Consider the following 11534-nt stretch of genomic DNA (forward strand, 5'->3'; position numbering starts at 1 on the left):
TGGCCCGCGTTTATGAGCGGATCGGGATCACCAGCACGTCGATATTCAGCTGGTTGATGGCATTGCGGGTGGAAGAAAACAGGTTGCTCCACAGATCGTGGTGATGGCCGAACACCAGCAGATCGATGTTCTTATCCACGACTGCCGTACGCAGTTCATCGACGAAGCCGCCGCGCCCGATAATCACTTCCGCGATCGGGTAATTGACGTTTTGCGTGGTGGGCTCCAGCTCTTTGCGGATCTTCTCTTCGAACGGCACGCCGTCATAGCTGCGCTCCGAAAAGCCGATCGCCGCGTGGTAGGTGTCGTAGTGAACGTCCACATAGATCAGCGAGAGTTTGGCCTGCAGCGCCTCCGCCAGCAGCGCCCCCTTTTCAACCAGCCGTTTGCCGTCATCGCTCAGATCGGTGGCAATGACAATATGGTGGTAACACATAGCGCCTCCTGTCATGGACTCGGTAGAGCCGAGGCTCCGATATCACGCCGGGGTCATATCGTTATGGTTAATTTTAGTTCAGAAATGGCGCGTATGACGGGTGGCGAAACGGTGGGAAAGCCCCGTTGCCGGGGCTGAAGGCAAAAAATTACCTCTCGCGCTGCGCCTCAAACCAGACGTTGCACAGCGACAGGATCAGCGTGTTGGCGTCTTTCACCAGCACGTTATCGCCGGGCACCCCATCGGTGCCCTGATCGGTGATGCCTTTGATGGCGGTATCCGCGTGCTGAATGGCCACGCGTTCGACCGACGGCGTGCTGATACCCAGCATCGGGAAATCGATGTAGGAGCTGCTGCCGGAATTGTCCTCGACAAACTCCTGCGCTTCTACGGTGCTGACGGTGGCCCCTTCGCTTTTCAGCGCCGTGCCGTTCCAGCTGAACGCATCCGCTTTGTAGCTGATTTTGCCGCCGATCAGGCTCTGCGCCTGCTGTTGATCCCAGCAGCCGGTGGTCTGGGTCGGCACAATTTTACTGACGCGCCAGTTGCCCAGCAGCTGTTTGGGGATCGGCCCGGTATCGCTCTCCGCCGCCCGAACCTGAGTCGCCGAGACGCAGGCCAACACCACCAGCGGCAGCAGCGCCTTGCTCCAAGTGTTCAATCGCATTGTCTTTTCCTTCGTTTCAGTACCCAGTCTGCCCTCGCGGGCCAACGGCTATCATAATAAGCCCGCCGATTCGCCGTCAAAACAATCCGCACCGCGCCAGGCGGCGGCCGCTCATAGCTAATCGCTATGAGTCATAGTGAATCAGTATTTTGTTTTAGCCCAGCGATTACCTACAGTCACTGCCACTATTCTGCCCGCCAAAATTAGCAGGCAATGTTGACAAGGACCCTGGGAAAATGACATTTACGCTGAAAAACCTCACCCTGGCGCTGGCCGCCGCCGGCACGCTGCTGCTGACCGCCTGTGGCCCGACGGCACAGGACGATCACCACATCAAGGTCGGCATCAGCGCCGGTATCGATCAGTCGCTGTGGGCGGTGGTGCAAAAGGTTGCCAAGCAGAAATACGATCTGGACGTGGAGGTGGTGACCTTCAACGACTACGTGCTGCCGAACGAAGCGCTGAACAACGGCGATCTGGACGTCAACGCCTTCCAGCACAAGCCGTATCTGGACAAGCAGATGCAGGAGCGCGGCTACAAGCTGGCGGCGGTGGGCAACACCTTCGTCTACCCGATCGCCGGCTATTCGAAGAAGATAACCGCACTCAGCCAGCTGCCGGACGGCGCGCAGGTGGCGGTGCCGAACGATCCGACCAACCTGGGCCGCTCGCTGCTGCTGTTGCAAAAACAGGGGCTGATCCCCCTGAAAGAGGGCGTCGGCCTGCTGCCGACCGCGCTGGACATCGTCGGCAACCCGAAAAAGCTGAAGATCGTCGAGATTGAAGCGCCGCAGCTGCCGCGCGCGCTGGACGATCAGAAAGTGACGCTGGCGATCATCAACACCAACTATTCCAGCCAGATTGGCCTGTCGCCGGCCAAGGACGGGCTGTTTGTCGAAGACAAAAACTCGCCGTACGTCAACATCTTCGCCAGCCGCATCGACAACAAAGACAGCGAGAAAGTGAAGGATCTGGTCAAGGCCTATCAGACCGACGAAGTGGCGGCCAGCGCCGCCGACATCTACAAGGGCAACGCCGTCAAAGGCTGGTAACCTTCCCCCGCATGCCCGTGGCGCCCGGCCACGGGTTTTTCATTTCTGCCCCCCGCCGCACCGTTCAATTTTCGCCCACTCAGATCACAAATCAAGCACTGCGCTTTAGGTGAATAAAGCTGCCATGTTGTATACAAGTTTGCGTAAATGTTTTCTATTTGTTTCAAAAAAACCGCTGGGGAAAATAATGAAAAATAGAAAAATCAAAACGTTGCTTGTTACCTGCGCCGTGGCCGGCGCCGCGTTGCTGGCCATCGCCGGCAAAGCGGAAAACGCCGATAAAACCTTCCTCTCCGTCGCCACCGCCTCCACCGGCGGTACCTACTATCCGATGGGCGTCGGGCTGGCCAACGTCTGGAGCAACCGGCTGAAGCACCAGGGGATACAGGTCACCGGCCAATCCTCCGCCGGCTCGATCGAGAATATCGACCTGCTGCAAAAAGACGAGGCGCAGTTGGCGATTTTGCAAAGCCTGATCGCCGTCGAAGCCTATCAGGGCGTGCGTAACTTCGACGGCCGCGCCTACGGCGATCTGCGCTCCATCTCCATGCTGTGGCCCAACGTCGAACACTTCGTGATGCAGGAAAGCCGGGTGAAAGACGGCACGCTGAACGATATCGCCGGCACGCGCTTTTCCGTCGGGCCGCAGGCCAGCGGCACCGAACAGTCGACGATGATCATCCTGCAGGGCGTCAACCTGACCAAGAAGTCGCTGTCGGCGGAATACCTCGGCTACGGCGACACGGTTTCCGCGATGCGCGACGGGCGCCTGGACGGCGGCGCCCTGCCCGCCGGGGTGCCGGCCGCCGCCGTCACCGATATGTATGCCAGCGGCGTGCCGGCACGCATCCTGGAAGTCACCGACGAACAGCTGGCCAGCATCAACGCCATCGCCAACTCCTGGTTCCGCTTCGACATCAAGGCGGAGACCTACCCGCGCCAGCCCAAGGCGGTCGCCACCATCGCACAGCCCAATATTCTGGTGGCCCTCAGCCGGCTCGATGAAAAGCTGGTGTACGACCTGACCAAAACGATGTTCGAGAACCTGCCGGAAGTGCACCAGGTACACAGCTCGGCCAAATACATCTCGCTGGAAAATGCGCTGAAAGGCGTTTCCGTGCCGCTGCACCTCGGCGCCTATCGCTACTACCGCGAAGCCGGCGTCGAGATACCCGATTATCTGATCCCGCCGGAAGCCGCCGCGCTGGCCGCCAACCCCTAATCCAGGAGGACGTATGAGCACTCACTCTTCTTCACCGCAGCCCGCCGTCGATCTGGACAAAGAAGCCGGCGCCGGCAACCGGCCGCTGAGCGGCGTCTATTTGCAGCTGGCAACCGTCCTCGCGATCGCCATCTCCGCCTATGCCATCTACGCCAACGCGCTGTCCAACACGCAGGAGTTCTACCGCAACACCACTTTCCTGAGCGGCATTCTGATCCTGGGCTTTATCCTGTTCCCCTTCTCGGCCCGGTACGCCACCCGCAGCTTCAACCGCTGGGACTATCTGTTCATCATCCTGACGCTGGTCAGCTACGGCTATTTCTACGTTAACTACCTCGATCTGCACGTGGTGCGCAAGAGCATCCCCAACGCCACCGACTATGTGATGGCGGCGATCGGTATCGGCGTGCTGTTCGAAGCCGCGCGGCGCACCACCGGCTATTTCATCCCCGGCCTGGCGAGCTTCGCCATTCTCTATGCGCTGTTCGGGCAATACTTCATGGGCATCTTCGGCCACGGGGGCTTCTCGGTAGAACGCCTGCTGTATCGGCTGTTCATGACCGGCGAGGGGATTTTCGGCATCACCCTGTCCACCGCCTCCACGGCCATCGTGGTGTTTATTCTGTTCGGCGCCTTTCTCAGCGTCAGCGGCGCAACCGCGCTGTTCAACGATCTGGCGCTGGCCGCCGCCGGACGCCGCCGCGGCGGCCCGGCCCAGGTGGCGGTGATCTCGTCGGCACTGACCGGCTCGTTGAGCGGCAGCGCGGTAGCCAATGTCGCCACCACCGGCACCTTCACCATTCCGCTGATGAAAAGCATCGGGCTGTCGTCCCGCTTCGCCGGCGCCGTGGAAGCCACCGCCTCCACCGGCGGCATGATCATGCCCCCCATCATGGGCGCGGCGGCGTTTATCATGGCCGGCTTCCTCGGCATCTCGTACACCACCATCGTCATCGCCGCCATCGTGCCGGCGCTGCTCTATTACGCCGCGCTGATCATGGCTATCGATCTGGAAGCCAAGAAACAGGGCCTGAAAGGCATCAACAAGGAGAACATCCCTCAGGTGCGCGCGGTGCTGAAGGCGCGCGGGCTGCTGCTGCTGCCGCTCGTCATCGTCATCGGCACGCTGCTGCTGGGCAAAACGCCGATCTATGCCGGCTTCCTCGGCATCATTGCCATCATCGTCGCCAGCTGGCTCACCCCCGACAGTTCGGTGCGCATGACGCCGAAAAAAATCGCGCTGGCCTTGAATGACGCGGCGCGCGGCTCGATCCAGGTCACCATCGCCTGCGCCGCCATCGGCGTAATCATCTGCGTGGTGACCATGACCGGCATCGGCTCCACGCTGGCGTTCAACATCGTCGCCATGACCGACAACACCCTGTGGATGATCCTGCTGGTGGTGATGCTGGTGTGCATCGTGCTCAGCATGGGGCTACCCTCGACCGCGCTCTACATCGTGGTAGCGGTGACTGTGTCGCCGATCCTGATCAAAGCCGGCGTGCTGCCGCTGGCGGCGCATTTCTTCGTGTTCTGGTTCGGCGCGTTGTCCAACATCACGCCGCCGGTGGCGCTGGCCAGCTACACCGCCGCCAGCATCGCCCGCGCCGATCCGATGCAAACCTCGTGGGACGCGGTGCGGCTGGCGCTGCCGGGCTTTATCATCCCGTTCATTCTGGTCTACAACCCGATGCTGTTGATGCAGGGCGACGATCTCAACCCGCTGTCGGTGCTGCATATGGTGATCAGCGCGCTGGTGGGGATCTACGCCCTGTCGATCGCCAGCGCCAATTTCTGGCTGATAAAGACCCACTGGCTGGAGCGGGTGCTGTTTACCGCGGCGGCGATTTTACTGATCAAACCGGGCCTGATGACCGATCTGGGCGGTGCGGCCCTGATCGCCGCCGCCGCCGCCATGCACCTGCTGCGCTATAAACAGCGCGCCGCGCTGCCGGGAGGCGCGTCATGATCCGCAAGGTCACGCGCCAGAAAGCCTCTCATCAGGTGCTGGCGCAGCTGAAAGCCGGCATCAACGACGGCACCTTTCCGGTCGGCGAGAAGCTGCCGTCGGAAAACGTGTTGGCGGACGCGTTCGGCGTCAGCCGGGTGCCGGTGCGCGAGGCGCTCGGCGTGCTGGAGGTCAGCGGCATCATCTCCTCACGCCAGGGCGGCGGCCACCGGGTGGAACAGCATTCGCTGCTGAGCAAATACGAACCGCTGGTGATGGAGGTAGCCGACCACCGCGAGGTGGAAGCGCTGCTGGAAATGCGCGAGGTCATGGAGCAGCAGGCGGCGCGCATGGCCGCCGAGCGCCGTACCGAACAGGAATTGCAGGCGATCGAACAGGCGCACCTCGCCTTTCGTCACTGTACGCTGCACGACGGCCAGATCGGCTATCGGCAGGACTACCTGTTCCACCGCGCCATCATGCAGGCTTCGCATAACCCCTTTTTCGTGCAGATCCTCGATAATATGCACGAACTGTATCTGGGGGTGCTGGTGTACTCGCTCAGCAAAAACCTAGGGCGGCAGGCCGAGCGCCAGCGGGTGATCGACGAACATGAGCGGGTGTTTATCGCCATTCGCGACGGCGATGCGGCGGCGGCCACCGCCGCCATGCAAAGCCATCTGAACAACGTACGCGGCAAATTACGCCGCCTGGAAAACGAGGAGCAAGAGCCGTGATGTACGACGCGATCGTTATCGGAGCCGGCCTGGTGGGGCTCGGCGTGGTGAATGCGCTGCAGGAAGCGGATCCGCAGCGGCGCATTCTGATCCTGGAAAAAGAACGCGGCCCGGCGGCGCACCAAAGCGGCCACAACAGCAACGTGGTGCATTCCGGCATTTACTACACGCCCGGCAGCCTGAAAGCGCAGTTGGCAAAACAGGGCAACCGCAGCATGTTCGCCTTCTGCCGCGAACACGACCTGTATCACGACCAATGCGGCAAGGTGATTGTCGCCACCCAGCTAAACGAACTGGATCGGCTGGAGAACATCTATCAGCGCGGCCTGCAAAACGGCCTGCAGGTCACCCGGCTGTCACAGGCGCAGCTGCGGGAGCGCGAACCGCACGTCAATGGCCTTGAAGCGCTGCTGGTGCCCGACGCCGGCATCGTCAACTACGCGGAGGTGGCCGCCAAGCTGGCGGAGATCATTGTGCGACGCGGCGGCGAGATCGCCTACGGCCATCAAGTTGAGGCCCTCCGCGAGCACGCCACCGGCGTCACCGTCACCGCCGCCGGCGACACCTTCGAGGGACGGCTGCTGATCAACTGCGCGGGGCTGTTCAGCGATCGCATCGCCAAACTGGCCGGTTACGAAACCGGCATGAAGATCGTGCCGTTCCGCGGTGAATACTATGTGTTGGACGACGCGAAAAACCACCTGGTCAACCATCTGATCTACCCGGTGCCCAACCCGGATTTCCCTTTCCTCGGCGTGCACTTTACCCGCATGTATAACGGCAAACGCGACGTCGGCCCCAATGCGGTGCTGGCCTTCAAACGCGAAGGCTACCGCAAATGCGACTTCAGCCTGCGCGATCTGAGCGAGGTGCTCGGCTATCGCGGCTTTTGGAAAATCGCCGGCAACTACCTCGGCGAAGGGCTGGCGGAAATGCGCCGTTCGCTGTCGCGCCGCCGCTTTGCCGAGAACGCCCGTCGGCTGATCCCGGCGCTGCAGGAGCAGGATATTCGGCCCGGCCCGGCCGGCGTGCGCGCTCAGGCGCTGACCGCCGACGGCAAGCTGGTGGACGACTTCCATTTCGTGCAGGGGAAACGCTCGCTGCACGTGTGCAATGCCCCTTCTCCGGCGGCGACTGCCTCGCTGGAGATCGGCCGCGAGATCGTGCGCCGCCACCTGTCCGCTTTCTGACGCCCGCTGAGGCCACGGCGCCCGTGGCCTCAGCCGCGCTGGATGGACACGCCGCCGTCCACCAGCATCGCGGTGCCGGTGACGAATGAGGAGGCGTCAGACGCCAGATACAGCGCCGCCTGCGCGATCTCCTCCGGCACCGCCAGCCGCTTCAGCGCGTGCAGTTCGGCCACCTGCGCCAGCGCCTCCGGGGTATTGCTCATCTGCCGGCCCATCGCCGTATCGGTGCCGCCCGGCAGCAGTGCGTTCACCCGAATGCCGCGCCCGCCGAACTCCACCGCCAGCGCCTGCGTCAGGCCGATCAGCCCCGACTTGCCGGCCGCATAGGCCGCCGTGCCGGGAAACGCCGCGGTGTGGCCGACGAAGGTGGAGGTGAAAATCACCGAGCCCGCGCCGCGCGCCAGCATGGCGGGGATTTGATATTTGGCGCCGTAGTAGGCGCTGGACAGGTTGGTTTCCAGCACCTCGCGCCATTCTGGCGCGGTGAGTGCCAGCGACGGCCCCAGCGGCCCCAGCGCGCCGGCGTTGTTGAAGGCGATATCCAGCCCGCCGAATTCGTCGACCGCCGTCGCCGTCAGCCGTTCGGCGAAGGCTTCATCGCGCACGTCGCCCGCCACCGCGAGCGCCCGGCCGCCCTCGCGCCGAATGTCCTCCACCAGCTCCGCCAACAGCCGCTCACGCCGGGCGCCCAACACCAGCGCAGCCCCCTGGCGGGCGAACAGCAGCGCCGCCGCCCTGCCGATCCCCGAACTGGCGCCGCCGATCACCGCCACCTTGCCGTTCAATGCGTTCATCGCTCATCCTCACGCGGTTTAAAGATCCTCAGTGTGAAGCAAGATCCCGCGCCGCGCTGGCCGCAAACGGACATGTAACTGACGCCAATAAAAAAGGTTCATCGCGCTTTAGCGTGAACCAATAGAAAACGGCAGTCAGAACGTTTAGGTTTGTATTCGCCAAAACACACCCTAAACCTTCAAAACTGCCGTCACTATGAATGCTAACCTTTGCTCCCTGTTCTGGGAAGGCTTTATCGTCAATTCCTTCTCGCATCCTTCTGCCAACTCCCTGCTTATCCAGCTCCAGCCTGACGCTGCCGTCATGCCCTGTTGTCGTCGTTGTGAGCGGCGGGTGCCTGTTGTGCATGATGTTTCCTTCCGCCGAGTGCGTGAACGCCAGCTGCTCGATTGGGTCGTCTGGCTCAACGTCCCCGTCCGGCGCCTGTGTTGCCCCCATTGCGGGGTCACCACCGAAAAAATCAGCTGGTTGCCTGAACGCCAGAGATATACCACGATGCTATCCGTATGGGTTGAGTCATTGACCCGTTTACTGCCGATTAAGCACGTTGCACAACTCACCGGCCTGCACTGGCATACGGTCAAGAATATCGACTACCGGCGTCTGCTGCGGGAACGGACAGAGCCGCAGCGCCATACCCTCCGCCGTCTGGTGATGGATGAGTTCGCCCTGTTCAAAGGACATCGCTATGCCACCGTGGTGATGGATGCGGATACGCAACAGGTGTTGTGGGTGGGCGAAGGCCGCAGCAGAGCGGCCTTCCGCCCCTTCTTCGTCTGGCTGGGCGCTGAAGGCTGTGCCGCTATCCAGTCTGTCGCCATGGATATGAATACGGCGTTAGACCTGGAGGTCAGGCATCACTGCCCGCAGGCGGAAGTGGTCTATGACTTGTTCCATGTGGTGGCAAAGTATGGCCGGGAGGTTATCGACCGGGTCCGCGTCGACCAGGCCAATCAACTCCGTGATAACCCAAAATCGCGTCAGGTCATCAAACGCAGCCGCTGGCTGCTGCTGCGCAACCCAGAAAACCTGCCCGAAGGGCATGAGGTAAAGCTCACGGAGTTGCTGGAGGCGAATCAGCCGTTGAATGTGGTCTGGCTGATGAAAACAGCGCTGAAAGAACTGTGGTACGCCCCGAGTGAACAAGAGGCGCAGAGACGCTGGGTAAGCTGGTACAGGCAGTCTCAGGAAAGCGGAATCAAGGCGTTGCAACACTTCGCCGAGAAACTGAAAGGGTATGCCGGTGGCATCATCGCGAGTGCCAGACACAGGTTGAATACCAGCGTGCTGGAAGGGATGAACAATAAGATAAAAGTGATGAAGCGGATGGCCTATGGATACCGGGATAACGCTTACTTCTTCCTGAAAATCAAAGCAGCGTTCCCCGGTAAAGCGCGATGAACCATAAAAAAGGCGCTGCAAGCAGCGCCCCGGCAACGCGAATCTGACGGTTAACTCACGGCCTGGCCGCATACTTCTGCATCGTGGCCGGCGTCACCAGCTCGAACGGGATCCAGTAATACGGCTCGAGCTTTTCACCGTTGATCATGCGCTGCGCCACATCGACCGAGGTTTTGCCCTGCCCGACCGCGTCCTGGAACACCGTGACCTGCATCTTGCCGGAGGCCAGCGCCTTGAGGCCGTCCGGCGTGGCGTCGATGCCGCCGATCAGCACTTTCTTGCCCGCCTTGCCCGCCTGCTGCAGCGCCATGATTGCGCCGATCGCCATCTCGTCGTTGTTGGCGGCGACGATGTCGATCGCTTCGCCGTTGGTCAGCCAGTTCATCATCAGATCCATGCCTTCACTGCGTGAATAGTTGGCACTCTGCTTCTGCACCACCTTCATTTTCGGGTACTTGCTCACCACCTGCTCCACGTCTTTGGTGCGCTGCAGCGCGCCGGCGTCGGTCAGGTTGCCGATCATCACCGCCACGTTGCCCTGATAGCCGGCCAGCCGCGCCAGCTCTTCCATCTGCAGCGTGCCGGATTCCCGCTCGTCGGAGCCGACGAACACCACGCCCTGGGGCAGTTTGGCGTCGCCCGGCGTTCGGTTCACGTACACCAGCGGCACGCCGGCGGCCTGGACCATTTTGGTCATCACCGGCGTGCTGGCCGAGTTGACCGGATCGACGATAATCGCGTCCACCCCGGCGCTGATAAAGCTCTGCACCTGATCGGTCTGGCGGCCGACGTCGCCGCGCGCGTCCTCAAACTGCACGGTGATGCCGCGCGCCTTGGCCTCCTTGTCGATCGCCTGGCGGATGATGGTGAGGAAGTTCTGGTCGAAATAGGCCATCGACACGCCGATGGTTTGCGCCCATGCCGGGGTAGACGCGCACAGCGCCACCGCCAGCCACAGCCCTTTCAGGTAATTCATGATGTGTCCCCCGGTAAAAAAACGCCGCCGGCCAACCCTGGCGCCGGCGGCAATTCACGGCAATCAGTGTTTTTTACGGTTGCGCCGCATGTCGATCGACACGGCGGCAACGATAATCACGCCTTTGATGATGTCCTGAATGTAAGAATCGACGCCGATAAAGGTGAAGCCGCTTTTGATCAGGCCGAGGATCACCGCGCCGATCAGCGTGCCGGTGATGCGCCCGACGCCGCCCATCAGGCTGCTGCCGCCGATCACCGCCGCGGCGATGGCGTCCAGCTCGTAGGACATCCCCATGCTCGACTGGCCGCTGCTGACGCGCGCCGCCAGCACCACGCCCGCCAACCCCGCCAGGCCGCCGGCGATGGTATAAACCGTCACCAGGTACTTATTGACGTTGATGCCGGAGACCCGCGCCGAGGTCATGTTGCCGCCGATGGCGTAGATGTATTTGCCGTAGCGGGTGTGCTTGAGTGCGATATGGAAGATCACCGCAATCACCAGGAAGATGATCACCGGCATCGCGCCCTGGCCGATTGACGTGAAGCCGTCCGACAGGAAGCTGACCGGGTTGCCCTTGGTGTAGTACTGCGCCAGGCCGCGCGCCGACACCATCATCCCCAGCGTGGCGATGAACGGCGGAATACCGGTGCGGGTGATCAGGAAGCCGTTGATAAAGCCGCAGACGATGCCCACCCCGATCCCCGCGCCGATCGGGATCGCCGCCGGCAGATCGAGCAACCCCGGATACATCGGCGAGATGCTGTCCGAGGTCTGCGCCAGGCTGGCCGCCACCACCGCGGTCAGCGCAATCAGCGAGCCGGAGGAGAGATCGATGCCGGTGGTGATGATCACCTGGGTGACGCCCACCGCGATGATGCCGATGATCGCCACCTGCAGCACGATCAGCAGCAGGCGGTTCGGATTCAGCAGGAACGACTGATCGCGCAGGTACCAGCCGAGGATTTCGAAGATCAGCGCGATGCCGATCATCACGATGAAGATGCCGGTATCCTTCGGCATTTTGCCGCTCAGCCCGGAGAACAGCGTTCCCTTGTCCGTTGAATCGGCGGAGAGCGGCTTCTCAATCTTTACGTTACTCATGATGTT

Annotated in this window: 11 protein-coding genes; 6 read left to right on the forward strand and 5 right to left on the reverse strand. The window is 61.8% G+C overall.

The window, feature by feature from the left end; translation table 11 throughout:
* Window positions 1-10: 10 nt before the first annotated feature.
* Window positions 11-436: a universal stress protein gene (locus tag GF111_RS02575; protein ID WP_015377548.1), complete on the reverse strand. Its 426-nt coding sequence runs from the start codon at window positions 434-436 to the stop codon at window positions 11-13.
* Between the two features lie 148 nt (window positions 437-584).
* Window positions 585-1103, reverse strand: coding sequence for a hypothetical protein (locus tag GF111_RS02580; protein ID WP_038872110.1), 519 nt, complete (start codon window positions 1101-1103; stop codon window positions 585-587).
* 236 nt (window positions 1104-1339) lie between these two features.
* On the opposite strand from GF111_RS02580, the gene metQ reads away from it, so the two are divergent.
* The 5 genes from metQ to lhgO all read left to right on the forward strand — a co-directional run bounded on the left by metQ (window position 1340) and on the right by lhgO (window position 7252).
* Window positions 1340-2155, forward strand: coding sequence for a methionine ABC transporter substrate-binding lipoprotein MetQ (gene metQ / locus GF111_RS02585; RefSeq protein WP_147191180.1), 816 nt, complete (start codon window positions 1340-1342; stop codon window positions 2153-2155).
* 187 nt (window positions 2156-2342) lie between these two features.
* A complete protein-coding gene (locus GF111_RS02590) occupies window positions 2343-3377 on the forward strand; it encodes a TAXI family TRAP transporter solute-binding subunit (RefSeq protein ID WP_047727758.1) in 1035 nt (344 codons plus the stop codon).
* Between the two features lie 13 nt (window positions 3378-3390).
* Complete coding sequence (locus GF111_RS02595; RefSeq protein WP_047727759.1) at window positions 3391-5346, forward strand: TRAP transporter permease; 1956 nt, start codon at window positions 3391-3393, stop codon at window positions 5344-5346.
* On the forward strand, window positions 5343-6062 hold the full coding sequence (locus GF111_RS02600) for a FadR/GntR family transcriptional regulator (RefSeq protein ID WP_047727760.1): 720 nt from the start codon (window positions 5343-5345) through the stop codon (window positions 6060-6062). Before GF111_RS02595 ends, GF111_RS02600 begins: the two co-directional genes overlap by 4 nt.
* On the forward strand, window positions 6062-7252 hold the full coding sequence (lhgO, locus tag GF111_RS02605) for an L-2-hydroxyglutarate oxidase (protein ID WP_080490548.1): 1191 nt from the start codon (window positions 6062-6064) through the stop codon (window positions 7250-7252). The genes GF111_RS02600 and lhgO overlap by 1 nt, the downstream gene beginning before the upstream one ends.
* Window positions 7253-7281: 29 nt before the next feature.
* Here lhgO and GF111_RS02610 read toward each other — a convergent pair whose 3' ends face one another.
* Window positions 7282-8046, reverse strand: a complete 765-nt coding sequence (locus tag GF111_RS02610) for an SDR family oxidoreductase (protein WP_047727762.1) — start codon at window positions 8044-8046, stop codon at window positions 7282-7284.
* A gap of 196 nt (window positions 8047-8242) precedes the next feature.
* On the opposite strand from GF111_RS02610, the gene GF111_RS02615 reads away from it, so the two are divergent.
* Window positions 8243-9448 (forward strand): ISL3 family transposase, encoded by a 1206-nt coding sequence (locus GF111_RS02615; RefSeq protein WP_071845248.1) that lies wholly within the window; start codon window positions 8243-8245, stop codon window positions 9446-9448.
* A 55-nt stretch (window positions 9449-9503) separates the two neighbouring features.
* Here GF111_RS02615 and GF111_RS02620 read toward each other — a convergent pair whose 3' ends face one another.
* Both GF111_RS02620 and GF111_RS02625 read right to left on the reverse strand, forming a co-directional pair.
* Window positions 9504-10424: a sugar ABC transporter substrate-binding protein gene (locus tag GF111_RS02620; RefSeq protein ID WP_055317569.1), complete on the reverse strand. Its 921-nt coding sequence runs from the start codon at window positions 10422-10424 to the stop codon at window positions 9504-9506.
* Between the two features lie 63 nt (window positions 10425-10487).
* Window positions 10488-11528, reverse strand: a complete 1041-nt coding sequence (locus GF111_RS02625; protein ID WP_102780036.1) for an ABC transporter permease — start codon at window positions 11526-11528, stop codon at window positions 10488-10490.
* Between the last annotated feature and the right edge of the window lie 6 nt (window positions 11529-11534).

Origin of the sequence: Serratia sp. HRI (assembly GCF_010119335.3) — a bacterium.
GTDB classification, from domain to species: Bacteria; Pseudomonadota; Gammaproteobacteria; order Enterobacterales; family Enterobacteriaceae; genus Serratia; species Serratia nevei.

Bases quoted from the DNA above. Each gene is read 5' to 3' on its own strand.
- GF111_RS02600 (WP_047727760.1), top strand. From the start codon at position 5,343: ATGATCCGCAAGGTCACGCGCCAGAAAGCCTCTCATCAGGTGCTGGCG.
- metQ (WP_147191180.1), top strand. From the start codon at position 1,340: ATGACATTTACGCTGAAAAACCTCACCCTGGCGCTGGCCGCCGCCGGC.
- GF111_RS02590 (WP_047727758.1), top strand. From the start codon at position 2,343: ATGAAAAATAGAAAAATCAAAACGTTGCTTGTTACCTGCGCCGTGGCC.
- GF111_RS02580 (WP_038872110.1), bottom strand. From the start codon at position 1,103: ATGCGATTGAACACTTGGAGCAAGGCGCTGCTGCCGCTGGTGGTGTTG.
- GF111_RS02610 (WP_047727762.1), bottom strand. From the start codon at position 8,046: ATGAACGCATTGAACGGCAAGGTGGCGGTGATCGGCGGCGCCAGTTCG.
- GF111_RS02625 (WP_102780036.1), bottom strand. From the start codon at position 11,528: ATGAGTAACGTAAAGATTGAGAAGCCGCTCTCCGCCGATTCAACGGAC.
- GF111_RS02575 (WP_015377548.1), bottom strand. From the start codon at position 436: ATGTGTTACCACCATATTGTCATTGCCACCGATCTGAGCGATGACGGC.
- GF111_RS02620 (WP_055317569.1), bottom strand. From the start codon at position 10,424: ATGAATTACCTGAAAGGGCTGTGGCTGGCGGTGGCGCTGTGCGCGTCT.
- lhgO (WP_080490548.1), top strand. From the start codon at position 6,062: ATGTACGACGCGATCGTTATCGGAGCCGGCCTGGTGGGGCTCGGCGTG.
- GF111_RS02595 (WP_047727759.1), top strand. From the start codon at position 3,391: ATGAGCACTCACTCTTCTTCACCGCAGCCCGCCGTCGATCTGGACAAA.
- GF111_RS02615 (WP_071845248.1), top strand. From the start codon at position 8,243: ATGAATGCTAACCTTTGCTCCCTGTTCTGGGAAGGCTTTATCGTCAAT.